This is a genomic window from Kitasatospora sp. NPDC093679 (assembly GCF_040683455.1).
Lineage (GTDB): Bacteria > Actinomycetota > Actinomycetes > Streptomycetales > Streptomycetaceae > Kitasatospora > Kitasatospora arboriphila.
Genome location: NZ_JBFBDW010000019.1, coordinates 115170 through 138623, shown reverse-complemented (window position 1 = coordinate 138623; position 23454 = coordinate 115170). Strand labels below are relative to the sequence as shown.

Annotated in this window: 17 protein-coding genes, 1 tRNA gene and 2 pseudogenes; 14 read left to right on the top strand and 6 right to left on the bottom strand. The window is 74.8% G+C overall.

Going from position 1 to position 23454, the window contains the following annotated elements; all coding sequences use genetic code 11:
• Positions 1-91 precede the first annotated feature (91 nt).
• Positions 92-745 (bottom strand): TetR/AcrR family transcriptional regulator, encoded by a 654-nt coding sequence (locus AB0O09_RS18390; protein WP_363542681.1) that lies wholly within the window; start codon positions 743-745, stop codon positions 92-94.
• Between the two features lie 129 nt (positions 746-874).
• On the opposite strand from AB0O09_RS18390, the gene AB0O09_RS18385 reads away from it, so the two are divergent.
• The 4 genes from AB0O09_RS18385 to AB0O09_RS18370 all read left to right on the top strand — a co-directional run bounded on the left by AB0O09_RS18385 (position 875) and on the right by AB0O09_RS18370 (position 7174).
• Complete coding sequence (locus AB0O09_RS18385) at positions 875-2596, top strand: carboxyl transferase domain-containing protein (protein WP_363542680.1); 1722 nt, start codon at positions 875-877, stop codon at positions 2594-2596.
• Positions 2597-2742: 146 nt separating this feature from the next.
• Positions 2743-4938, top strand: coding sequence for a biotin carboxylase N-terminal domain-containing protein (locus AB0O09_RS18380; RefSeq protein WP_363542679.1), 2196 nt, complete (start codon positions 2743-2745; stop codon positions 4936-4938).
• Between the two features lie 38 nt (positions 4939-4976).
• On the top strand, positions 4977-5930 hold the full coding sequence (locus AB0O09_RS18375) for a hydroxymethylglutaryl-CoA lyase (protein WP_363542693.1): 954 nt from the start codon (positions 4977-4979) through the stop codon (positions 5928-5930).
• 59 nt (positions 5931-5989) lie between these two features.
• Positions 5990-7174 (top strand): acyl-CoA dehydrogenase family protein, encoded by a 1185-nt coding sequence (locus AB0O09_RS18370; protein ID WP_344627795.1) that lies wholly within the window; start codon positions 5990-5992, stop codon positions 7172-7174.
• A 30-nt stretch (positions 7175-7204) separates the two neighbouring features.
• Here the strand turns inward: AB0O09_RS18370 and AB0O09_RS18365 are convergent.
• A pseudogene (locus AB0O09_RS18365) lies at positions 7205-7639 on the bottom strand (universal stress protein); the annotation flags it as partial.
• A 905-nt stretch (positions 7640-8544) separates the two neighbouring features.
• On the opposite strand from AB0O09_RS18365, the gene AB0O09_RS18360 reads away from it, so the two are divergent.
• Entirely contained in the window at positions 8545-9615 is a 1071-nt protein-coding gene (locus AB0O09_RS18360; RefSeq protein WP_363542678.1) for an HAD family hydrolase, read from the top strand.
• On the opposite strand, the gene AB0O09_RS18355 is transcribed toward AB0O09_RS18360, so the two are convergent.
• Complete coding sequence (locus AB0O09_RS18355) at positions 9582-10400, bottom strand: GNAT family N-acetyltransferase (RefSeq protein ID WP_363542677.1); 819 nt, start codon at positions 10398-10400, stop codon at positions 9582-9584. The genes AB0O09_RS18360 and AB0O09_RS18355 overlap by 34 nt on opposite strands.
• A 780-nt stretch (positions 10401-11180) precedes the next feature.
• Between AB0O09_RS18355 and AB0O09_RS18350 the strand changes: the two are divergent.
• The 4 genes and pseudogenes from AB0O09_RS18350 to AB0O09_RS18335 form a co-directional block, all read left to right on the top strand.
• Positions 11181-12194, top strand: a pseudogene (locus AB0O09_RS18350) (helix-turn-helix domain-containing protein); the annotation flags it as partial.
• A gap of 620 nt (positions 12195-12814) precedes the next feature.
• Positions 12815-13417, top strand: a complete 603-nt coding sequence (orn, locus tag AB0O09_RS18345) for an oligoribonuclease (RefSeq protein ID WP_363542675.1) — start codon at positions 12815-12817, stop codon at positions 13415-13417.
• 202 nt (positions 13418-13619) lie between these two features.
• A tRNA-His gene (locus AB0O09_RS18340) sits at positions 13620-13695 on the top strand.
• A 145-nt stretch (positions 13696-13840) separates the two neighbouring features.
• On the top strand, positions 13841-14287 hold the full coding sequence (locus AB0O09_RS18335) for a DUF4442 domain-containing protein (protein WP_363542674.1): 447 nt from the start codon (positions 13841-13843) through the stop codon (positions 14285-14287).
• A gap of 126 nt (positions 14288-14413) precedes the next feature.
• Here AB0O09_RS18335 and AB0O09_RS18330 read toward each other — a convergent pair whose 3' ends face one another.
• Entirely contained in the window at positions 14414-15484 is a 1071-nt protein-coding gene (locus AB0O09_RS18330) for a LacI family DNA-binding transcriptional regulator (protein WP_344627652.1), read from the bottom strand.
• 559 nt (positions 15485-16043) lie between these two features.
• Between AB0O09_RS18330 and AB0O09_RS18325 the strand changes: the two genes are divergently transcribed.
• From AB0O09_RS18325 to AB0O09_RS18305, 5 genes are all read left to right on the top strand, one after another.
• On the top strand, positions 16044-17372 hold the full coding sequence (locus AB0O09_RS18325; protein WP_363542672.1) for an ABC transporter substrate-binding protein: 1329 nt from the start codon (positions 16044-16046) through the stop codon (positions 17370-17372).
• Between the two features lie 106 nt (positions 17373-17478).
• Entirely contained in the window at positions 17479-18486 is a 1008-nt protein-coding gene (locus AB0O09_RS18320) for a sugar ABC transporter permease (RefSeq protein WP_363542670.1), read from the top strand.
• Positions 18487-18489: 3 nt separating this feature from the next.
• A complete protein-coding gene (locus AB0O09_RS18315) occupies positions 18490-19368 on the top strand; it encodes a carbohydrate ABC transporter permease (RefSeq protein ID WP_363542669.1) in 879 nt (292 codons plus the stop codon).
• A gap of 46 nt (positions 19369-19414) precedes the next feature.
• Positions 19415-20878 carry a GH1 family beta-glucosidase gene (locus tag AB0O09_RS18310; protein WP_363542667.1) on the top strand — a complete coding sequence of 488 codons (1464 nt, stop codon included), beginning with the start codon at positions 19415-19417 and terminating at the stop codon, positions 20876-20878.
• 189 nt (positions 20879-21067) lie between these two features.
• Entirely contained in the window at positions 21068-21682 is a 615-nt protein-coding gene (locus tag AB0O09_RS18305; RefSeq protein WP_363542665.1) for a hypothetical protein, read from the top strand.
• 30 nt (positions 21683-21712) lie between these two features.
• Here the strand turns inward: AB0O09_RS18305 and AB0O09_RS18300 are convergent, their stop codons facing one another.
• Both AB0O09_RS18300 and AB0O09_RS18295 read right to left on the bottom strand, forming a co-directional pair.
• Entirely contained in the window at positions 21713-22612 is a 900-nt protein-coding gene (locus AB0O09_RS18300) for a fused MFS/spermidine synthase (protein WP_363542663.1), read from the bottom strand.
• A 141-nt stretch (positions 22613-22753) separates the two neighbouring features.
• Positions 22754-23251, bottom strand: a complete 498-nt coding sequence (locus AB0O09_RS18295; protein WP_363542662.1) for a hypothetical protein — start codon at positions 23249-23251, stop codon at positions 22754-22756.
• Positions 23252-23454 lie beyond the last annotated feature (203 nt).

Here is a 23454-nt window from a genome sequence, read left to right as displayed (position 1 = left end):
AGCTACCTCGCCGGCCTCCATCTTCGCGCCTCGATGATCTGGATAGACGACCTCGTACGACCGCCCAACTGATCACAACATCACACAAGCCCTAGGTCGCCCGGGCGGCGGCGCCGGCCGCGGCTGCGGCGAAGGCGCCCTGGGCGAGGCTGTGCAGGAGGGCGGCCATCGCGTCGCGGGGCAGCCCGGAGCGGTCCGGCTGGCCCGGGTGGGGGGCGGCGCTGTGCGGGGTGGAGTTGAGCAGGCCGAAGACGGCGTGGACGGCGGCCCGGGCCAGCGGTTCGGCGTCGGGGGCGGCGAGCGGCGGGAAGGCCTCGCGGACGACGCCGACCCAGAGTTCGACGTAGCCGCGCTGCAGCCGGCGGACCCGGCGGCGGTCCTCCTCCTTCAGGTGGAGCAGTTCCCGGTCGTGCAGGATGATCAGGTCGCGGTCGTCCAGGGCGAAGTCCACGTGGCCGCCGATCAGGGCGTCCAGCGCCCCGGCGGGTCCGTCCGTGCCGCCGGCCTCGCCGGCCCGGCGCCGCCCCTCCTCCAGCAGCCGTTCGCTGATGCCGATCAGGAGGTCGGCGAGCATCGCGTCCTTGCCGGCGAAGTGCCGGTACAGGCCGGGGCCGCTGATGCCCACCGCCTTGCCGATCTCGTCCACGCCGACGCCCAGGAAGCCGCGCGCGGCGAACAGCCGCGCGGCCTCCTTGCGGATCTGGTCGCGGCGTGGGAGCGCGGAGGCTGCTGGCACGTTCGGCATGCTGCCCATCGTAGACAGCCGCGTTATCGGCGGTTAACCTGGCCGCAGGAGTTAACGCTCATTAACCTCCGGGCGGCGGACCATCCCTCCGCACGTCCACTCGGCTCCGAGGGCAAGGGAGCTCTTGGGATGGTCCTCTCATCCATTGGATCCGCCGTCGGCCCGGCGGCCGGCCCGTTCACCGGCCCGGCCGCCGGCACCGAACCGCGGCACGCCGTCCCGGGTGCCGCCGCCGCGCCGGCACCGCGGCTGGAGTCCGCCGCCGACCCCGGCTCGGCGGCCTACCGCGCCAACGAGGCCGCCCACCGGGAGCTGGTCGACGAGCTGCGCAGCAAGCTCGCGACGGCCGCGTTGGGCGGCGGCGCCAGGGCCCGGGCCCGGCACACCGCGCGCGGCAAGCTGCTCCCCCGCGACCGCGTGGACACCCTGCTCGACCCGGGCTCCCCCTTCCTGGAGCTGTGCCCGCTCGCCGCCGACGGCCTCTACGACGGCGCCGCCCCGGCCGCCGGTGTGATCGCCGGCATCGGACGGGTGGCCGGCCGCGAGGTCGTGGTCGTCGCCAACGACGCCACCGTCAAGGGCGGCACCTACTACCCGATGACGGTGAAGAAGCACCTGCGCGCGCAGGAGGTGGCCCTGGAGAACCGGCTGCCGTGCGTCTACCTCGTCGACTCGGGCGGCGCCTTCCTGCCGATGCAGGACGAGGTCTTCCCGGACCGGGACCACTTCGGCCGGATCTTCTACAACCAGGCCCGGCTGTCCGCCACCGGCATCCCGCAGATCGCCGCGGTGCTCGGCTCCTGCACGGCCGGCGGCGCCTACGTGCCGGCCATGAGCGACCAGGCCGTGATCGTCCGCAACCAGGGCACGATCTTCCTCGGCGGCCCGCCGCTGGTGAAGGCGGCCACCGGCGAGGTCGTCACCGCGGAGGAGCTCGGCGGCGGCGAGCTGCACTCGAAGACCTCCGGCGTCACCGACCACCTGGCCGAGGACGACGCGCACGCGCTGTCGATCGTCCGCACCATCGTCGCCGGGCTCGGTCCGCGCGCCCCGAAGCCGTGGCCGCTCGCCCCGGTGGAGGCGCCCGCGGTGGACCCGGCCGGCCTGTACGGCGCGGTGCCGGTCGACCCGCGCACCCCGTACGACGTGCGCGAGGTGATCGCCCGGCTGGTGGACGGCAGCCGCTTCGCCGAGTTCAAGGCCGAGTACGGGCCCACCCTGGTCACCGGCTTCGCCCGGATCCACGGCCACCAGGTCGGCATCGTCGCCAACAACGGCGTGCTGTTCGCCGAGTCCGCGCTCAAGGGCGCGCACTTCGTCGAGCTGTGCGACCAGCGCGGCATCCCGCTGCTCTTCCTGCAGAACATCACCGGCTTCATGGTCGGCCGGCAGTACGAGGCGGGCGGCATCGCCAAGCACGGCGCCAAGATGGTGACGGCCGTGGCCTGCACCCGGGTGCCCAAGCTGACCGTCGTCATCGGCGGCTCGTACGGCGCCGGCAACTACTCGATGTGCGGCCGGGCGTACTCGCCGCGCTTCCTGTGGATGTGGCCGGGCGCCAAGATCTCCGTGATGGGCGGCGAGCAGGCGGCCTCCGTCCTCGCCACCGTGCGCCGCGACCAGTTCGAGGCCCAGGGCGAGGACTGGCCGGCCGAGGCGGAGGAGGAGTTCAAGCGCCCCGTCCGCGAGCAGTACGAGCGGCAGGGCAGCGCCTACTACGCCACCGCCCGGCTCTGGGACGACGGCGTGATCGACCCGATGGAGACCCGGACCGTCCTCGGTCTGGCACTCACCGCCTGCGCCAACGCCCCGCTCGCCGAGCCCCGCCCGTACGGCGTCTTCCGCATGTGACCGGCCGGGCCGGTGCGGTCGCACCGCCCGGCCCGACCCCGGCCCCGCCGCGCACCCCCGCGGCACCGCACCCGCCGCACCCGCGCCGCCCGACCCGCCACCGCCGCACCGGCAGCGCCATCCCTCGACCCGGAGGAAGACCTCCCATGTTCGACACCGTTCTGGTCGCCAACCGGGGTGAGATCGCCCTCCGGGTGATCCGCACCCTGCGCCGGCTCGGCATCCGCTCCGTCGCCGTGCACAGCGACGCCGACGCCGAGGCCCCGCACGTCCGCGAGGCCGACCTCGCCGTCCGGCTCGGCCCGGAGGGGCGCAGCGACAGCTCGGCCGCCGAGACCTACCTGCGGACCGACCTGCTGCTGGCGGCCGCCCGCCGCACCGGCGCGCAGGCCGTGCACCCCGGATACGGCTTCCTCGCCGAGAACCCCGGCTTCGCCCGGGCGTGCGCCGAGGCGGGGCTGGCCTTCATCGGCCCGCCGCCGGCCGCGGTGGAGCTGATGGGCGACAAGATCAACGCCAAGGAGGCCGTCCGCGTCGCGGGCGTGCCGGTGGTGCCCGGCAGCAGCGGCGGCTCGCCGAGCGACGCCGAGCTGGTCGCGGCCGCCGAGGAGATCGGTTACCCGGTGCTGCTGAAGCCGTCCGCGGGCGGCGGCGGCAAGGGCATGCGGCTGGTCCGCGACCCCGCCGAGCTGCCGGCCGAGATCGACGCGGCGCGGCGGGTGGCGCGCACCGCGTTCGGCGACGACACCCTGCTGCTGGAGCGCTGGGTGGACCGGCCGCGCCACATCGAGGTGCAGGTGCTCGCGGACGCCCGCGGCACCACCGTGCACCTCGGCGAGCGCGAGTGCAGCCTGCAGCGCCGCCACCAGAAGCTGATCGAGGAGGCCCCCTCCGTCCTGCTCAACGAGGAGACCCGGGCGGCGATGGGTGCGGCGGCCGTGCGGGCCGCCGAGGCCTGCGGCTACACCGGCGCCGGCACGGTCGAGTTCATCGTGCCGGGCCTGGAGCCGGGTGCGGAGACCGCCGAGGGCGTCCTGGACTTCTTCTTCATGGAGATGAACACCCGCCTCCAGGTGGAGCACCCCGTCACCGAGCTGGCGATCGCGGTGCGCACCGGCGACGGCGCCGAGCCGCAGCGGCTCGACCTCGTCGAGTGGCAGCTGCGGGTGGCCGCCGGCGAGGCGCTGCCCTTCGCCCAGGAGGACGTCTCCTTCGTGGGCCACGCGATCGAGGCGCGGATCTGCGCCGAGGACCCGGACCGCGACTTCCTGCCGACCGGCGGCCGCATCCTGCGGCTGGACGAGCCGGCCGGCGAGGGCGTCCGGGTGGACTCCGGCGTGGCCGCGGGCACCGAGGTCGGCAGCCTCTACGACCCGATGCTCGCCAAGGTGATCGCGTACGGGCCGGACCGGGCGACGGCGCTGCGCCGGCTGCGGGCCGCGCTGGCCGACACCCGGATCCTGGGCGTCACCACCAACACCGGTTTCCTGCGGCGGCTGCTGGCCCACCCCGAGGTGGTGGCGGGCCGCCTCGACACCGGGCTGGTGGAGCGGACCGCTCAGCAGACCCCCGTCCTGCTGAGCTCCCCCCACACCCGCACCGGTGCCGACGCGACCCCGCAGGACGCGGAGGGCGCGGACCTGCTGCCGATCGCCGCGGCGATCGCCCGGCAGCTGGACCTCGCCCCGGCCGTCGCCCCCGACGGCTGGACCGACCCGTTCTCCCGCCCCTCCGGCTGGCGGCTGGGCGGCGGGGCGGCCTGGACGGCCCACCGCCTGCGGCTCGCCGGGCAGGAGCCGGTCACCGTCCTGGTGCGGCCGACCGCACCCGGCTCGGTGGCCGAGACCGCCGGCACCCCCGCCTCCGCCGGCCTGCAGGTGCAGGTCGGCGACGGACCGGTGCGGCGGGCCACGGCCCACCGCTCCGGCGGCCGCCTGCAGGTCTCCCTCGACGGCCTGCAGACGACGTTCGCACACACCACCGACAACGGGCCCGCGGGCCGCGTCGACTGGCTCGCCGTGGACGGCGACGCCTGGGCGGTGCACGCGTACGACCCGGTGGCGGACCGCGCCGCCGCGGGCGGGGCCCACCACGGCGCGCTGACCGCGCCGATGCCGGGCACCGTCACCGTGGTCAAGGCCGCGGCCGGCGAGCGGGTGACCCGCGGTCAGACCCTGCTGGTCCTGGAGGCCATGAAGATGGAACACGTGATCGCGGCGCCGCACGACGGCACCGTCAGCGAGCTGCGGGCGAGTGCCGGCGCGACCGTCGCCATGGACGAACTGCTGGCCGTCGTCGTACCCGCCGAGGGCGACGCCGAGAAGGCCGAGGTGGCCCCGTGACCGCGGAGCAGGACGGGACGGCGGCCGAGCCGGGCGTGCTGGAGCTGGGCCTGCCGGACCCGGTGCGCGACCCGTCGCTGCCGGCCCGGGTGCGGATCCACGAGGTCGGCGCGCGGGACGGCCTGCAGAACGAGAGCGGGCTCGTCCCGGTCGAGGTGAAGGCCGAGTTCATCGCCCGGCTGGCCGCCGCCGGCCTGCGCACCGTCGAGGCGACCAGCTTCGTGCACCCCAAGTGGGTGCCGCAGCTGGCGGACGCCGAGGAGCTGATGCCCCGGCTGTCCGGCCTGGCCGGGCGGTACCCGGGCCTGCGGCTGCCGGTGCTGGTGCCGAACGAGCGCGGCCTGGACCGGGCGCTCGCCCACGGCGCGGCGGAGGTCGCGGTCTTCGCCAGCGCCACCGAGACCTTCGCCCGGCGGAACCTCAACCGCTCCGCCGACGAGGCCATGGCGATGTTCCGCCCGGTGGTGGCCCGCGCCACGGCCGCCGGGGTGCCCGTCCGCGGCTACCTCTCGATGTGCTTCGGCGACCCGTGGGAGGGCCCCGTCCCGGCCGCGCAGGTGATCGGCCACGGGCTGCGCCTGCTGGAGATGGGCTGCGCCGAGCTGAGCCTCGGTGACACCATCGGCACCGCCACCCCCGGCCAGGTCACCGCGCTGCTGACCGGCTTCGCCGAGGCCGGGGTGCCGATGGACCGGCTCGCCGTGCACTTCCACGACACCTACGGCCAGGCGCTGGCCAACACGCTCGCCGCGCTGCGCTGCGGGGTGACCGTGGTGGACGCCTCGGCCGGCGGCCTCGGCGGCTGCCCCTACGCGAAGAGCGCCACCGGGAACCTGGCCACCGAGGACCTGGTGTGGATGCTCCACGGCCTCGGCATCGACACCGGCGTCGACCTGGCCGCCCTCGCCGCCACCAGCGGCTGGATGGCCGGGCGGCTCGGACGCCCCAGCCAGTCGCGGACCGTCCGGGCGCTGCTCGGCCCGTCCGCCTGACACACCCCGTCAACACATCGTCACCCCGGCCCGACCGGCCGCGATCCAGGAGGATCCCCATGCTCGACCACCGGCTGAGCACCGAGTACGAAGAGCTGCGACGGACCGTCGCGGAGTTCGCGAACGACCGGGTCGCGCCGAAGATCGGCGAGTACTACGAGCAGAACGAGTTCCCGTACGAGATCGTCCGCGAGATGGGCGAGATGGGCCTGTTCGGCCTGCCGTTCCCCGAGGAGTACGGCGGCATGGGCGGCGACTACTTCGCCCTGGGCATCGCCCTGGAGGAGCTGGCCCGGGTCGACTCCTCGGTCGCCATCACCCTGGAGGCGGCCGTCTCGCTCGGCGCCATGCCGGTGTACCGCTTCGGCACCGAGGAGCAGAAGCGCACCTGGCTGCCGAAGCTGACCTCGGGCGAGATGCTCGGCGCCTTCGGCCTCACCGAGCCGGAGGGCGGCTCGGACGCCGGCGCCACCCGCACCACGGCCCGCTACGACGAGGCGACCGACGAGTGGGTGATCAACGGCACCAAGTGCTTCATCACCAACTCCGGCACGGACATCACCGGCCTGGTCACGGTGACCGCGCTGACCGAGCCGACCACCCGCGCGGACGGGGCGGCGCTCTCGCCCACGCGGGAGATCTCGTCCATCATCGTGCCGGCCGGGACGCCCGGGTTCCAGGTCTCCAAGAAGTACTCCAAGGTCGGCTGGAACGCCTCCGACACCCGCGAGCTCTCCTTCACCGACTGCCGCGTCCCGGCGGCGAACCTGCTGGGCGAGCGCGGCCGCGGCTACGCCCAGTTCCTGCGCATCCTCGACGAGGGGCGCATCGCGATCGCGGCGCTCGCCACCGGCCTGGCCCAGGGGTGCGTCGACCAGTCCGTCGCCTACGCCGGCCAGCGGCGCGCCTTCGGGCGGCCGATCGGCGCCAACCAGGTCATCCAGTTCAAGCTGGCCGACATGGAGATGCGCGCCCACACCGCCCGGCTGGCCTGGCGCGACGCCGCCTCCCGGCTGCTGCACTCCGAGCCGTTCAAGAAGGAGGCCGCGATCGCGAAGCTGTACGCGTCAGAGGCCGCCGTGGACAACGCCCGCGAGGCCACCCAGATCCACGGCGGGTACGGCTTCATGAACGAGTTCCCGGTCGCCCGGTTCTGGCGCGACTGCAAGATCCTGGAGATCGGCGAGGGGACCTCGGAGGTCCAGCGGATGCTGATCGCGCGGGAACTCGGGGTGACCTCCTGACCGGACCGGGTCGACCTCCCCGGCGGTCCGTCAGGGGATGACGATCACCGGGCGGTTGGCGCGGCGCGCCAGCCGCCCGGACACCGAACCGAAGACCTTGCCGAGCAGGCCGCGGGTGCTGCCGACGACGATCGCGTCGGCGGCATACTCGCGGCCGACCTCTTCGATCTCGTGGCAGATGTCGCCGCCGCGCTCGACCAGGATCCACGGCACGCCGGCGAGGAAGTCCGCGCAGGCCAGCTCCAGGCCGAGGATCTCCGTGCGGTGGTCCGGCAGGTCGACGAAGACCGGCGGCTCGCAGCCCGCCCAGACCGTGGCCGGCAGCCGGTTCGCCACGTGCACGATCACCAGGCCGCACTGCGACCTGCGCGCCATGCCGACCGCGTAGGCCAGCGCGCGCTCGCTGGACAGCGAGCCGTCGAAGCCGACCACCACGCCGTGCTGGAACACCGGGTCGCAGGCGCGGGCCGGCTGATCCTCCACCAGGTGCTCGCCGTCGCCCTCGGTGCGGCCCGTCATCGGACCGGGGCCGTCGCTCATCGGGCCGCCTCCGGGCGCTCCGGCGCCCCGTGCACCGCCGTGCCCGCCGCGGCCGGACACCGGGCCGCCCGGGCCCGCTGCGGGGCCGTGTGCCCCCGCCCGGCGCCGCGCGGACAGCGGCCACGCACGGAGGGCCGCCGCACGGGCTGCGGCGAGTGCGGCCCTGCGGGCCTGGGAGCGACCGCCGAGGGGACCGCCGTGGACCGGCAGCGCACCGCCGCCGGCATCCGCACCGGCGGGTACGGGAGGCTCAAAACCAGCCATCGCTCACAGCTGTTCGGGAAGGACGGGCCGACGGAACGCAACAGCGCCGCCGGGGCGGCAGGCCCACCCTCGGCACCGAGCCGATGTCCGCCGAGCACCACTGGATGCGACCTGTTCCTCTCAGAGTACGACGAGCGCGGAACGCGGCCCAGCAGTCGGACCCCGGTGGGCCGGGGTTCCCGCAAAAGGACCGCGTGCGCCGCGCTTTGTGCGCCCCCCGCGCACGCCGGCCGGAGGCCACCTGTCACGGAGGTTCCCAGGAGCTTGACCGACAACCCCCGATAACGCAACAGGCCGAACACACAACGTGATCCGACCGTCATCGAGAGGCACCGGGGCGGTCGTACGAGGCACCGGGGCGGTCACGCGGTGCCGCGACGGAGCCATTCACACCGTTCCCACCAGTGCATTCGCGTCCCGCTCGCCCCGCCCGACACAGCCCCGGCGAAACATCGCGTTCGGCCACCGGCCCGTCACCGTCCGGATTCGGCCAATCCGCCCCGTGGACAGGTCGACGATTGGCAATTGCCAGGTGCATACGTGCCCGCACTGGCAGCATGCTCGACATGCCGCTGCTCCTGTTCGACCTCGACAACACCCTGCTGCACAGGGACGCCGCCTACCGGGCGTGGGCCGTGGACTTCCTGGCCGAACACCGCCTGCCCGCCGCCGACATCGACTGGTTCACCACCATCGACGGCAGCGGGTACGTGCCGCGCAGCACCGTACTGGGCGCCGCGAAGCGCCGCTACGGCCTGGACCACTCGATGGACCTGCTGCTCGCCCACTACCGCCGCGGCATCAACGCGCACATCCACTGCCCCGCCTCCCACCTCGACGCGCTGCACGCCGCCCGGGCCTCCGGCTGGACCCTCGGCATCGTCAGCAACGGCGGCACCAAGCCCCAGGTGGAGAAGATGCGCCGCACCGGGCTCGACCGCCTCGTCGACGGCTGGGTCGTCTCGGAGGAGGCGCGGTGCGTGAAGCCGGACCCGCTGATCTTCGAGATCGCCGCCCGCCGCTGCGGGGTCGCCCCCTCCCCCGGCTGGGAGGCCAACACCTGGATGATCGGCGACCACGGCCCGGCGGACGTGGCGGGCGCCGAGGTCGCGGGGCTGCGCAGCGTCTGGCTGCACCTGGGCCGCCCGTGGGCCGAGCAGGGCTACCGTCCGACGCTGAGCGCCGCCGGGCTGCCGGAGGCCGTCGGCCTCGTCCTCGGCGCCCGCAGCGCGCCCACCGCCGACACCGTCCGGCGCGGGGCCGTCCGGCGCGCCGTGGCGCAGCAGGCCGCCGCCCGGCGGGCCGCCGCGGACCCGGTCGTGCCGGTCACCCCCGTCGTGCAGCTCCCGTCCGTCGTCCAGCTCCCCTCCGTCGGCGGCACCACCCCGCTGGGCGCCGGGCGGGCGCCGGCGCAGTCGGCCGCCGTCCGGCTGAGCCCCGCCGCCGCGGCCGCCCTGCAGGCGCCGGCCGGCCCGCTGCCCGCCGTGGCGCACGCGGGCGTCACCGGCGGCCCGGGGGGCGCGGGCGGCGACGCCCCGGCGCCGGTGCTGACCCGCTTCACCGTGCCGCAGGCGGCCGTCGGACCGGTCGCGGCGGCGGCCGGCTACACGGTCATCGACGACGGCGTCGCCGGGTAGCGCCACCAACGCGCGACGCCGTGCTCGGTGAAGCCGAGCCGGCGGTACAACGGCTCGCCCAGCAGGGTCGAGGTCAGGGTGGCCGGCCGGTCGGGGTGGGCGGACAGCACGGCGGCCACCAGGGCCCGGCCGATGCCGCGCGAGCGGTGCTCGGGGAGGGTCGCCACGGAGTAGAGGCCGACGGCCGTACCGTCGTCGTGGCTGACGCAGGCCCCGGCGGGGCGGCCGTCCACCCGGGCCACCCAGGCGCGGTGGCCGGGGGCGTCCAGCAGCCCGGGCGGCAGCATCGCGCCCCGGACGAACGGCAGCCGGGCGGGCATCGGGAAGCCGTCGACGACCACGCGCTCCACCTCGCCGAGCTGTTCCGGCGACAGCGCCTCGCCGACCGTCAGCCGGCCCGCCGGCTCCCCTCGCCGTCCCCGCGGGGCCGCGGGGACGGCCGCCCCGTCCGCCGCCGGTGCACCGCCGGGCTCACGCACCATCACCGCCTGGCCCAGCGACGCCTCGCAGCCGTGCGGGCGCAGGTCGAGGCTCCCGTACGGGTCCTCCAGGCAGAGCCGTGCCGTCCGCCACCGCCGGAGCACGCCGAGCAACTCCTGCCGCAGCACCCCGGGTTCGCCGTGGGGGCGGGTGACGACGAACCGGTGGACCTCGGCCTCGCCGTCGCAGCGGACCGCGGTGAACCACGGGGTGCGGACGGACTCCCAGCCGTGCACCCGGGCCTGGGCCAGCCAGAAGCCGGCGGCGTTGTCGTTGGCCAGTTCGAGCCGGCTGCGCGTGTCCATGGGGCGACCCTAGCCGCCGGCCGTGTCCCCCGGCGGGGGCTGTCCAGCCCTGCGCAGAAGGGCTCGCACCGGCGCACGGGCGCGTCCTGTGCGCCCCGTTTCGTACCGCCTGTTTTCGGCCAATTTCGATGCGGTGCCCGGGTGTTGGCCAAAGCCGCAGCCCAGGGCCGCCGGTGGGGCCGGCGGGTCCCCGGGTGCCCGGGATCGGTCGTGCGACAACCAGCCAGCGTTGCGCCCGCCCCCTTCCCAGAGGGGTCGACGGGTGCCACGCTTCGTGATCGAATGCATCACGCCAAATTGCCATGTCGACATAGCGTCGGATGGTGAACTTGTCACAACAGCAACGGTCCACCCACTAGATTCGATCTTGGCGGGCAGTGCCGCACCACCACACCACACCACCGAGGGGGCTGGAACGCCTTGAGCAGGGTGAGCAGGAGCGACGCGGGTCCTGACGGCGGTCAGCCGCCGACCGGCCTCCCGGGCCGGTCCGCCAGAGCTGACGGGCCGGCAGCCCGCGCCGCCGCCCCGGGGCGCGCACCCTCCCCGCTCACCGGTTCGCCGCTGCCCGGCCAGACCGGTCCGCACGGCGGCATCCCGTCCGGCAGCACCGTCCTGACGTCCGGTCACCTCTCCCCCTCGGCCGGCTCGCCCTCCGCCTCCGCACCGCACCAGCCGCAGGGCGCCGGTCATCCGCCGCACGGCCAGTTCGGCTCCGGCCACCCGCACTTCGCCGGCGGACCGGCCGACGGCGGCGCGGGCGGGCACGCCGGCCCGGCCGTGCTGTCCGCGCTGCACCACCCCGCCCCCGCCCGCAAGCTGTCCGGCCGCAGGCGCCGGGAGACGGTGGCCGTCCTGATCTTCGGCGGCGCGCCGATCTTCGAGAGCTCGATCCCGCTCTCGGTGTTCGGCGTGGACCGGCAGGACGCCGGGGTGCCCCGCTACCGACTGCTGGTCTGCGCCGGCGAGGAGGGCCCGCTGGCCACCACCGGCGGGCTGACCCTGACCGCCCCCTACGGCCTGGAGGCGCTGTCGCGGGCCGGCACCATCGTCGTCCCGGCCTGGCGCTCGATCTCCCAGCCGCCGCCGGTCGAGGCGATCGCCGCCCTGCGCAAGGCCCACCACGAGGGGGCCCGCATCATCGGCCTCTGCACGGGCGCCTTCGTGCTGGCCGCGGCCGGCCTGCTGGACGGCCGTCCGGCGACCACCCACTGGATGTACGCGCCGACGCTGGCCAAGCGCTACCCGCGGGTCCACGTCGACCCGCGCGAGCTGTTCGTGGACGACGGCGACGTGCTCACCTCGGCCGGCACGGCGGCCGGCATCGACCTCTGCCTGCACGTGGTGCGCACCGACCACGGCGCCGAGGCGGCCAACGCGCTGGCCCGCCGCCTGGTGGTGCCGAACCGGCGCAGCGGCGGCGGACAGGCCCAGTACATCGACCAGTCTTTACCCGAGGAGATCGGCAACGACCCGCTGGCCGAGGTGGTCACCTGGGCGCTGGAGAACCTCAACCAGCAGTTCGACGTCGAGGTGCTGGCGGCCCGCGCCTACATGAGCCGGCGCACCTTCGACCGGCGGTTCCGCACGCTCACCGGCAGCGCCCCGCTGCAGTGGCTGATCACCCAGCGGGTGCTGCAGGCGCAGCGGCTGCTGGAGACCTCGGACCTCTCGGTGGACGACGTCGCCCGGCGCTGCGGCTTCCGCTCACCGGTGGCGCTGCGCGGGCACTTCCGCCGCCAGCTGGGCGTCTCCCCCGCCGCGTACCGGACGAGCTACCGCGCCCGGCGGCCCGCTCCGGCGCAGGCCCCGGCCGGCGTGCCCGTGCAGGGCGGCCCGGTCGACCGGCTCGTCGGCGGCGGCGCGCCGCACCCGGGCGCGGCGGTGGGCCACGGCCCGCACGGCGGTCATCCGCAGGCGGGCCAGCTGCCGGGCGTTCCGGGCCAGGCGCTGCCGGGCGGCCCTTCCGCGATGACCGGCGCGGTGCCGGGCGGTGCGGCCGGGCCGGCGGGTGCCGCACGGCGCCGGCCTCCCGTGGTGCCCGCCCAGCCCGGTCCGGCGACCGGGCGCCGGCCTCGGCCGGCACCGGAGCGGGTCGGCGAGCAGCCCGGCGCGCGGGTCGCCGACCGGCCGGGGGGCCGGACCGACGACCGCACCGGGGGCCGTTCCGCGGACCGTCCGGTGGAGCACGCGGTCGCCGAGGAGAGCGGCTACGAGCAGCCGAGCGCGCGCGGCCAGGGCCAGGGCCACCGGGCCGACCACGCGGCCGCCGGCGGGGCCGGGCATCCGGCGCCGGGCGAGCGGCGGCCCTCCGACCCGTCCGGGGACGGCGAGGGCCCTGCGGGTGCGGCGCGGCGCGACCGGGCGGCCCGGACGCTGTCCGGCTCGCGCGATCGCGCCGTAGGGTGAGTGGCGTGAATGACCGTCTGGTGTGGATCGACTGTGAGATGACCGGCCTCGACCTCGACAGGGACGCCCTGATCGAGGTCGCGGTGCTGGTGACCGACTCCGAGCTGAACGTCCTCGGCGAGGGCGTGGACGTGGTGATCCGTCCGCCCGCGGAGGCGCTGGAGAACATGCCGGACGTCGTGCGCGCCATGCACACGGCGTCCGGGCTGCTCGACGAGCTGGCGGACGGCGTGACCCTGGCGGAGGCCGAGGAGCTGGTGCTGGGTTACATCCGGGAGCACGCCCCGGAGGCCGGCAAGACGCCGCTGTGCGGCAACTCGGTGGCGACCGACCGCGGCTTCCTCTCGCGGGACATGCCGGCGCTGGAGGGCCACCTGCACTACCGGATCGTGGACGTGTCCTCGATCAAGGAGCTGGCCCGCCGCTGGTACCCGCGGGCGTACTACAACAGCCCGCAGAAGGGCGGCAGCCACCGCGCGCTCGCCGACATCCGCGAGAGCATCGCCGAACTCCAGTACTACCGCGAGGCGGTGTTCGTCCCGCAGCCGGGCCCGGACGGGGACGCGGCGCGGGAGATCGCGGCGAAGTACCAGCGGCCCGTCGACTGACCGCCCGCACGGCACGGCATCCGGTGCGCGGCGGCCCGTCGGATGCCGTGCCGCCGCGCCCGGGGCGGGTCCGGCCGGCGGCCCGCCGCGCACCGGCTCCCACCAGAGCATCAGCGCGGGGCCCGGTTCGAAACCCTGGCGCGAGCACCCTCTCGGATCCTGTAGAGTTCTTCCTGTCGGAGCGGGAACGCCCCGAATGATGGTGGGTGTAGCTCAGTTGGTAGAGCACCTGGTTGTGGTCCAGGTGGCCGCGGGTTCGAGTCCCGTCACTCACCCCAGAGCCGGAGGGCCCGATCTCTTCACGAGATCGGGCCCTCCGGCGTTTCCGCGTGCGGGGCAGCGCGGTCCGGAGCGGGCCCGGCCTTCGGCGGGCGGGTCGGACACCCCTCCCCAGCGAAACTACCGGCAAGTAACATGACGGCCATGACCACACCCTCGATCGGGCAGCTGCTCGACTCCACCGTCCCCATGGCCCGCACGCTCAAGCTGGAGTACCTGGAGACGAGCCCCGAGCGGGCCGTGCTCCGGCTGCCGGACCAGCCGGAGTTCCACAACCACGTGGCCGGCCCGCACGCGGGCGCCATGTTCACGCTGGCCGAGTCGGCGAGCGGCTGCATCGTGCTGGCCGCGTTCTCCGACCAGCTGTCGCGGGCCGTGCCGCTCGCGGTGAAGGCCGAGATCGCCTACAAGAAGCTCGCCATGGGCGAGGTGACCGCCACCGCCACCCTCGGCCGCACGGCCGAGGAGGTCGTCGCGGAGCTGGACAAGGGCGAGCGGCCCGAGTTCCCGGTCACCGTGGAGATCACCCGCGCCGACGGCGCCGTGACCGGCGTGATGACCATCACCTGGACGCTCCGCCCCAACGGCTGAGCCCCCGGCAACCCGGCCGCGGCGGCCGGGCACCCGGCGGCCGTCCGGCCACCGCCCCGAGCCCCCGCCCGGCCCGGACGGCGGACCGGGCGGCCGGTGCCGTTCCGGGCCGGGGCGGCGCCGGGCTCAGGCGGAGTCCCGCACCACCAGCTCGGTGGCGAGCACCACCTGCCGCCGTGCGCGGCCCCGTTCGGCGATCTCGTCGAGCAGCAGGCGGGCCATCGTCCGCCCCATCTCCTCGATCGGCTGCCGGACGCTGGTCATCGGCGGGTCGGTGTGCCGGGCCACGATCGAGTCGTCGAAGCCGATCACCGCGACCTGGTCGGGCACCCGGCGGCCCGCCGCACGCAGCACCTGCATCGCGCCCGCGGCCATCAGGTCGGAGGCGCAGAAGACGCCGTCCAGGTCGGGCCGACGCTCCAGCAGCTCACGCATCGCCAGCCGGCCGCCCTCCTCGGTGAAGTCGGCGAGCCCGACGAGTTCCTCGTCGTAGGGCCGGCCAGCCTGCTCCAGGGCCCGGCGGTAGCCGCCGAGTCGGGCCTGGGCGACCTCCATGTCCAGCGGGCCGGTGATGGTCGCCACCTCGCGGCAGCCGCGGCGCAGCAGGTGCCGGACGGCCATCCGGGCGCCGCCCGCGTTGTCGGCGTGCACGTAGCTCAGCGGCTCCAGGTCGCCGCGGCGGCCGGCCAGCACGGAGGGGATCTCCAGGCTCTCCAGGAGGCTCGGCAGCGGGTCGTCCTGATGCACGGAGACGAGGAGTACGCCGTCCACCCGCTGTGCGGTCAGATAGGCCGAAAGTCGTTCCCGTTCACGCTGGTTGCGGACCAGAATCAGCAGCAGCTGCATGTCGGTCTCGGCGAGCTCCGCCGAGACGCCGCTGATGATGTCGGAGAAGTAGGGCTCGGAGAAGAGCCGGGTCTCCGCCTCGGGCACCACCAGGGCGACCGAGTCGGTGCGCGAGGTGACCAGGGTGCGGGCGGCCCGGTTGGGCACGTAGCCGAGTTCGGCGATGGCGGCCTGGACGGCCTCGCGGGCCTTGTCGCTCACCCGGGGCGAGCCGTTGATCACCCGGGACACCGTGCCGCGCCCGACCCCGGCCAGCGCGGCCACCTCCTCCAGCGTGGGGCGCGCGGAGCTCCTGCCGCCCGCCCCGGCGCCGCCCACGGGCCCTGCGGGGGGCTGTGCGGTCTGGCTCATCGCTCACCTCTTGGAAGTCCTCATGGCGCCTTGCGGGCCGATTGCTGCTCATTGTGGCCGGTTTCGGCCGCCGGGGAACCCGCGGGACGGCCGCGCTCCCCCCGACCGGGCCCGTCGCCCGGTCCGACCGGCCGGCGGGGCCCCGTGCCCGACCGTACGCGGAAGTCCGCGCGGGCCGGAGACCGGTGTCGCCAGGACACCGTTTCGCGACTCCCAGGACACGCTCCGGCAACGGATACGACGTCAGCCCTTGACACCCGACCCCGCGACGAAGGAACCTTCCGGCATGCGCTGTGGGAGCGCTCCCACACTCTAGTGGCGAATCGCCCCCGGCAACAGCGCCCCCACCGCGGTCCGACGGGCACGTCCGGCGGACCACCGGCACCGGTCTCCCGCGGTCGGCACGGCCGCGACCGGCCCGCACGCCCCGGCAACGCCCGGGACATCCGAAACACCCGGGCAACACCCCGGCAGCCGCACCGCACCACCTTCCGAAGCCGCACCGCACCACCCACCGCGCAGCACCACCCGATGCCCCACCCGGAACAAGGAGAACGCCATGCGCAGCACTTCCCGCCCCCGCAGAGCGGCCGTCCTGGCCACCGCCGTCATCGCCTCCTCCGCCCTGCTGCTCACCGCGTGCAGCAGCAGCGGCGACAAGGGCGGGTCGGACGGCGCGTCGTCGGCCGCGGGCGAGAAGATCACCCTGACCGTCGGCGACTTCGGCACCTTCGGTTACAAGGAGGCCGGCCTCTACGACGAGTACATGGCCGCCCACCCGAACGTCACCATCAAGGCGGACACCACCCAGGACGGCCAGAAGTACTGGGACGCCCTGACCACGCACCTCGCCTCGGGCAGCGGCCTCTCCGACATCCAGGCCGTCGAGGTCGGCTACATCGCGCAGGCCACCGGCACCCTCGGCGACAAGTTCACCGACCTCTCCAAGACCGACGGCGTCAACGCGGGCGCCTGGCTGCCGTGGAAGTCGAAGCAGGCCACCACCGCCAAGGGCTCGCTGATCGGCCTCGGCACCGACATCGGCCCGATGGCCGTCTGCTACCGCAAGGACCTCTTCCAGCAGGCCGGCCTGCCGACCGACCGCACCGAGGTCGCCAAGCTGTGGGCGGGCGACTGGTCGAAGTTCGTCGACGCCGGCAAGCAGTACCAGGCCAAGGCCCCGGCCGGCACCTTCTTCACCGACTCGGCGAGCGGCCTGTTCAACGCCGCGCTCTCGGCCGAGACCCAGCAGTACTCGGACGACTCCGGCAAGCTCGTCTACAAGGACAGCGCCGGCGTCAAGAAGGCCTGGAACGTGGCCGTCAGCGCCTCGCAGGCGAAGATCAGCGCCGGTCTGCGCCAGTTCCAGGACAACTGGAACTCCGCGTTCGCCAACGCCAAGTTCGCCACCGTGGTCTGCCCGTCCTGGATGACCGGCATCATCAGCAAGTACTCCGGCGACTCCGGCAAGGGCAAGTGGGACATCGCCGCCCCGCCGGTCGCCTCCAACTGGGGCGGCGCCTTCCTGACCGTCCCGAAGGCCGGCAAGCACCAGAAGGAGGCCGCGGCGCTCGCCGCCTGGCTGACCGCGCCGGAGCAGCAGGCCAAGGTCTTCACCAAGGTCGGCAACCTGCCCTCGACCACGGCCGGCCTGGAGCTGCCCGCCGTCCAGAGCGCCAAGCTCGACTACTTCGGCGACACCCCGACCGGCCAGATCTTCGCCTCCACCGCGAAGAGCATCCAGCCCGCCCCGATCGGCGAGCAGGACGGCACCGTCAAGACGATCATCACCGACAACGGCATCCTCGACATCGAGGAGCACGGCACCGACCCGGCCAAGGCCTGGGCGAACGTCGTGAAGCTGGTCGACGACAAGGTGAACGGCTGACCCACCCCGGACCGGCGACCCGCCGGTCCGCCCGCCCGGCCGGGCCCCGCGCCCGGCCGGGCACCCGCACCACCGCCGACAGCCACTCCCGGGAAGGACCTACCCAGTGGCCACCTCCATCCGAGCCGCGGCCGAGGACGGCTCGGCGCCGACCACCGCACCCGGCGGCCCCCGCACCCCGGCCGCCCCGCAGCGCTCCGCCTGGCGCTCGCGCCTCTACCGACTCGACCTCAAGGCGTCGCCGTACGCGTACATCGCGCCGTTCTTCCTCTGCTTCGCCGCGTTCGGCCTGTTCCCGCTGATCTGGACGGGCTGGCTCTCGCTGCACCGCGTCGACCTGCTCAACCAGGACGTCATGGACTGGCGCGGCATCGACAACTACACCCGGCTCTGGGAGACCGACCAGTTCTGGACGGCCCTGCGGAACACCTTCACCATCGGGGTGCTCTCCACCGTCCCGCAGCTGCTGATGGCCCTGGGCCTGGCGCACCTGCTGAACTACCGGATGCGCGGCCGCGGCTTCCTGCGGGTGGCGGTCCTCGCCCCGTACGCGACCTCGATCGCCGCGGCGACCCTGGTCTTCGTCCAGCTGTTCAACCCGGACTACGGGATGATCAACTGGCTGCTCTCCATGGTGGGCGTCGACCGCACCGACTGGTACTCGGAGAGCTGGCCGTCCCAGATCGCCATCTCCACCATCGTCACCTGGCGGTGGACGGGCTACAACGCGCTGATCTACCTGGCCGCCATGCAGGCCGTGCCGAAGGACCTCTACGAGGCCGCGAGCCTGGACGGCGCCTCGCGCTGGCAGCAGTTCACCAAGGTGACCATCCCCTCGATCCGCCCCACCATCCTGTTCACGATCATCGTGTCGACGATCGGCGCCACCCAGCTCTTCGGTGAGCCGCTGCTCTTCGGCGGCGGTGTCGGCGTCAGCGGCGGCTCCGCCCACCAGTACCAGACCCTCGGCCTCTACATGTACGAGCTGGGCTGGCCCAGCCGTCAGCTGGGCCGGGCCTCGGCGGTGGCCTGGACGATGCTGCTGATCCTGCTGCTGATCGGTGCGGTCCAGACCCTGATCGCCCGCCGCAACCGCACCAAGCTGGGAGGCTGAACCATGGCCGTCATCTCCACCGCCCCGCTGCGCCGGCGGCTGCGCCCCGGCGCCGGCGACCAGGACAAGGCTGGCCCGCTGACGTACGCGGTCCTCGCGGTCGCCGCCGTGGTCTCGCTCTTCCCGCTGTACTGGACGTTCGTCGCCGCCAGCAACACCGGCGAGCGGGTGGCCCAGTCGCCGCCGCCGATGCTGCCCAGCGGCGAGCTCTGGACCAACATCACCACCGCCTGGAACCAGGCGGACATGGGCAAGGCGCTGCTGAACTCCACCGTCGTCGCGGGCTGCGTCTCGCTCTCCACGGTGCTGTTCTCCACCCTCGCCGGCTTCGCCTTCGCCAAGCTGCGGTTCCGCGGCCGCAACGCGCTGCTGACCCTGGTCGTCGCCACCATGACCATCCCGCCGCAGCTCAGCGTGATCCCGCTGTACCGGATCATCACCGACCTGAACTGGGGCAACCAGCTCAAGGCCGTGATCCTGCCCTCGCTGGTGGCCGCGTTCGGCGTCTTCTTCATGCGGCAGTTCCTGCTGGAGGCGCTCCCGCTGGAGCTGATCGAGGCCGCCCGGGTGGACGGCGCGCACAGTCTGCGGATCATCTGGCACGTCGTGCTGCCGATCGCGCGTCCCGCGATGGCCGTGCTGGGCATGCTGGTGTTCGTGCAGTCCTGGAACGACTTCTTCTGGCCGTTCGTGGTGCTCACCCAGCAGAACCCGACCGTCCAGGTCGCGCTGTCCTCCATCGGCGGCGGCAGCGGCCACGACATCAACCAGGCGGTGATCATGACCGGCGCACTGGTGGGGACCCTGCCCCTGCTGCTGATCTTCGCCGTCCTGGGCAAGCACATCGTCGGCGGCATCACGGCCGGCGCGGTGAAGAGCTGACCCGCCGTCCATCCCGTCCCACACCTGACTATGGGAGCGCTCCCGTATGACCGTCACCGATCCGCACACCCCGGCCGACCTCGCGGCCGAGGACCGAGCCGGCGCCTTCCCGCCGGGGTTCGCCTGGGGCGCGGCCACCGCCGCCTACCAGATCGAGGGCGCCGCAGCCGAGGACGGCCGCACCCCCTCGATCTGGGACACCTTCAGCCACACCCCGGGCAAGGTCGCCAACGGCGACACCGGCGACACCGCGGTCGACCACTACCACCGCTTCCGCGAGGACGTCCGGATGATGGCCGACCTCGGACTCACCGCCTACCGGTTCTCGCTCTCCTGGCCGCGCATCCAGCCCACCGGCCGCGGTCCCGCCGTCGAGCGCGGGCTCGACTTCTACCGGGCCCTGGCCGACGAGCTGCTCGCCCACGGCATCACCCCGGTCGCCACCCTCTACCACTGGGACCTCCCGCAGGAGCTGGAGGACGCCGGCGGCTGGCCGAACCGGGAGACCGCGTACCGCTTCGCCGAGTACGCCGGCCTCGCCGCCGAGGCCCTCGGCGACCGGATCGGCATCTGGACCACCCTCAACGAGCCCTGGTGCAGCGCCTTCCTCGGCTACGCCTCCGGCGTGCACGCCCCCGGCCGCACCGACCCGGGCGACTCGCTGCGCGCCGCCCACCACCTCAACCTCGGCCACGGCCTCGCCGTCGGCGCCCTGCGCGCCGCGCTGCCCGCCTCCGCCCGGCTGGCCGTCTCGCTCAACCTGCACGCGGTGCGGCCGCACAGCCCGCACCCGGGCGACCTGGAGGCGGCCCGCCGGATCGAGGCGGTCGGCAACCGGATCTGGACGAGCCCGATGTTCAAGGGCCGCTACGACGAGGACCTGCTCGCCGACACCGCCCACCTCGTCGACTGGGACGCCCTGGTGCAGCCCGGCGACCTCGCCGAGATCTCCCGGCCGCTCGACCTGCTCGGCCTCAACTACTACAACCCGACGCTGGTCTCCTCGGTCGAGAACGCCGAGAACCTGCCGCGCCACGACGGGCACGGCGAGAGCTCCTTCTCGCCCTGGCCGGGCGCCGACGACGTCGCCTTCCACCTCGCGCCCGGCGAGGTCACCGCGATGAACTGGCCGATCGACCCGACCGGCCTGTCCGACTCGCTGATCGCGCTGCACCGCGAGTTCGGCCTGCCGCTGATGGTCACCGAGAACGGCGCCGCCTTCGAGGACACCGTCTCCGCCGACGGCAGCGTCCACGACCCGGAGCGGGCCGCCTACGTGAAGGGTCACCTCGGCGCCGTCTCCGACGCGATCGCCGCCGGCGCCGACGTCCGCGGCTACTTCCTGTGGTCGCTCATGGACAACTTCGAGTGGGCGTACGGCTACGAGAAGCGCTTCGGCATCGTCCACGTCGACTACGACACCCTGGTGCGCACGCCCAAGACCAGCGCCCGCTGGTACTCCGAGGCGATCCGCACCGGCCGCCTGGACCACGGCATCCCGTCCGCGTGATGACGGTGCGTCACCACGCCGCGTGACTCCGACCGGGTTCGCTCGTTCTCCTCTCACGTGCGACACCGTCACGCGGCACCACCGCGGCCCGACCGCCCCCACGGCGGACCTCCCCACCGGGACGTCCGCCGACGGGCCGGAAAGCTGGCGGCCGGCGGCGCGATCCTCGCCCAGCTGTGGGGGTTTGGGTTGGGGGTCTGCGACGCCGCAGCCGCCGAAGGGCCGGGGCCCGGCCTGACCGACCAGGTCGGTGCCCCGGCCCTCCTCCACCGCCTCGGCGGGGACGCCGTCCCCGTCGTCGAGCAGCAGACCGGGCCGGTCGAGGAGGTGCTCCGGGACCGGATCAGGGTGGACGGCCTCCCCCTACCGGGACAGGCCGCCACCGTGCCCGACGCCTTCGCCATCGCCGCCGTTCTGCTCCCCGCCGTCCCCCCGTCTCCCCGGGGGGACGGCGGTGCCGTTTCCGCCCCCGCCGCGGCCCCGGACGCCCCTGCCGACCCCGGCCCCGCCGCCCCGTCCGCGGCGCCCGCACCCGCCGGGGCCTCCGCCGCCGGGGGTGCCGCACCGGCCCCCCGGCCGGCCGCGGAGCCCGCACCGGCACTGCGGCCGGTGGCCGCCGGCGCCGCCCGCGGGACGTCCGCAGAACGGCCCCGGCCCGCCACCGGCGAGGACGCCTTCGGTGCCGCGCCCGCCGTCCGGGCCGGGGGCGCGGACGCCGTCGCGGTGGCCGTCCCGATCCTGGCGGGGCTGCTGCTCACCGCCCTCGCCACGTACAAGCACCGCGGACTGCCCAGCGGCCACTGACGGCGTCCGGGACGCCGCGCCGGCCCGGGATCAGTGGAAGACGCCTGGCGGGGGTGCCGGCGAGGGGACGGCCGAGTCGTCCGTGACCGCGGCGGCCCCCGCGGTGAAGTCCGCCAGGGCACGGCCGTGTTCGACCCGGCCCAGCGCCGCGTCCGAGGCGACCTTGCGGCCCAGCTCCTCCAGCGGCAGCGGCGCCGTCCCGGCCACCAGGATCAGGTTCCCGAACCGGCGGCCGCGCAGCACCGCCGGATCCGCCACCAGGCACACCTCCGGGAACACCGCGAGCAGGGTCGCGGTCTGCGCCCGGGCGAAGGCCAGTGACGAACCGTCGGTCACGTTCACCACCAGGCGCCCGCCGGGGGCGAGCGCCCGGGCGGCCAGCGCGGCGAACTCCACGGTGGCGCAGTGCGCCGGCACCCGCGCACCGGAGAAGACGTCGGCGACCACCAGGTCGGCGCCGCCCTCCGGGGCGCGCTCCAGCACCGCCCGGGCGTCCGCGCCGCGCACCTTGATCTGCCAGCCGCGCTCCAACGGCAGTTCGGTGCGGACGAGCTCGGTCAGCGCGGTGTCGATCTCGGCGACCTGCTGCCGGGAGCGCGGCCGGGTGGCCGCCACGTAGCGGGGCAGGGTGAGGGCGCCGCCGCCCAGGTGCAGGACGGTGATCGGGCGGCCGGGCGGGGCGGCGAGGTCGATCAGGTGGCCGATCCGGCGCTGGTACTCGAAGCCGAGACGGGTCGGGTCGTCCAGGTCGACCAGGGACTGCGGGGCGCCGTCCAGCAGCAGCTGCCAGGCCCGCGGCCGGTCCCGGTCCGGCTTCAGCTCCGCCGTCCCGGAGTCCACCCGCACCGCCAGCGGCCCCTGCCGGTGGCTGCGTCCCTCCGCCCCCGTCGCCTCCGGCACCGCCTCGGCCCTGCCCCTGCCACGTCCCATGCCCCCGATTATCCAGGGGCGCGGGGCGGGGCGGTGCACCACGAGGGGCGCCGGGAGCTGCGCGGATCACAGGACCCCGACCGTACGCCTTCCCGCAACCGCCGGTGCCCCCGGCGGCCGGCCCGGGCGGGGCCGCCCGTCTCAGAAGGGGCCGAGGCCGCCCGCGGTGAGGGTGCAGGCGGCTTCGCACAGGGCCGACCGCAGCACCCAGGCGTCCGTGGGCCGGGCCGACGCCTGCGGGCCGGCCGGGGCCATGATCCACCGGGGGTCGGTGGCGGGCAGCAGGACGGCGCCGGGGCTGCAGGAGCTGCCGGGGAGGTGCCAGCCGCGGGCGGTTCCGGCGGGGACGAGGAAGGAGACGGCGGCGCCGCCGCGGCTCTGCAGGACGGCGCCGCAGGCGCCGCGGAGCCGGAGGATGTCGACGGCCTCCAGGCCGTGCCGCACCGAGACGGTGACGGTGTCGTAGCCGGTCCCGGCCGCTGCGCCGGCCGTCGACCGTCCGGCGGACCGGGCACCCGTGGTGCCGCCCCCGCCGGCCGACCGGCTGCCGTCCGTGCCCTCCGGCAGCAGGGCCGGGGCCACTCCGGCGGGCAGCCCGGGGGCGCTCGGCCGGCGGTGCTGCGGTGCTCGGGCGGCCATTGGGGACCTCCTGTCGTCAGGTCGGACGCCCGGGCCCGCTCGTGTGGGGGGACGGGATGCGGGGCGTCCACGTAACAGGACAACGCGGATGGGGCACGCAAAGCCACGGGCGTGTGCGTGGCAAGACATGGCATTTCATGGCAGAACCGGGCACCGCCGAGGGGTTTATCCGTGTTTGCCCCGTACGGTTCCGCTCACCCGCC

What these genes read in the sequence shown, in the direction of transcription:
- AB0O09_RS18390 (WP_363542681.1), bottom strand. Translation starts at nt 745, where the DNA reads ATGCCGAACGTGCCAGCAGCCTCCGCGCTCCCACGCCGCGACCAGATC.
- AB0O09_RS18385 (WP_363542680.1), top strand. Translation starts at nt 875, where the DNA reads ATGGTCCTCTCATCCATTGGATCCGCCGTCGGCCCGGCGGCCGGCCCG.
- AB0O09_RS18380 (WP_363542679.1), top strand. Translation starts at nt 2,743, where the DNA reads ATGTTCGACACCGTTCTGGTCGCCAACCGGGGTGAGATCGCCCTCCGG.
- AB0O09_RS18370 (WP_344627795.1), top strand. Translation starts at nt 5,990, where the DNA reads ATGCTCGACCACCGGCTGAGCACCGAGTACGAAGAGCTGCGACGGACC.
- AB0O09_RS18360 (WP_363542678.1), top strand. Translation starts at nt 8,545, where the DNA reads ATGCCGCTGCTCCTGTTCGACCTCGACAACACCCTGCTGCACAGGGAC.
- AB0O09_RS18355 (WP_363542677.1), bottom strand. Translation starts at nt 10,400, where the DNA reads ATGGACACGCGCAGCCGGCTCGAACTGGCCAACGACAACGCCGCCGGC.
- AB0O09_RS18335 (WP_363542674.1), top strand. Translation starts at nt 13,841, where the DNA reads ATGACCACACCCTCGATCGGGCAGCTGCTCGACTCCACCGTCCCCATG.
- AB0O09_RS18330 (WP_344627652.1), bottom strand. Translation starts at nt 15,484, where the DNA reads ATGAGCCAGACCGCACAGCCCCCCGCAGGGCCCGTGGGCGGCGCCGGG.
- AB0O09_RS18325 (WP_363542672.1), top strand. Translation starts at nt 16,044, where the DNA reads ATGCGCAGCACTTCCCGCCCCCGCAGAGCGGCCGTCCTGGCCACCGCC.
- AB0O09_RS18315 (WP_363542669.1), top strand. Translation starts at nt 18,490, where the DNA reads ATGGCCGTCATCTCCACCGCCCCGCTGCGCCGGCGGCTGCGCCCCGGC.
- AB0O09_RS18310 (WP_363542667.1), top strand. Translation starts at nt 19,415, where the DNA reads ATGACCGTCACCGATCCGCACACCCCGGCCGACCTCGCGGCCGAGGAC.
- AB0O09_RS18300 (WP_363542663.1), bottom strand. Translation starts at nt 22,612, where the DNA reads ATGGGACGTGGCAGGGGCAGGGCCGAGGCGGTGCCGGAGGCGACGGGG.
- AB0O09_RS18295 (WP_363542662.1), bottom strand. Translation starts at nt 23,251, where the DNA reads ATGGCCGCCCGAGCACCGCAGCACCGCCGGCCGAGCGCCCCCGGGCTG.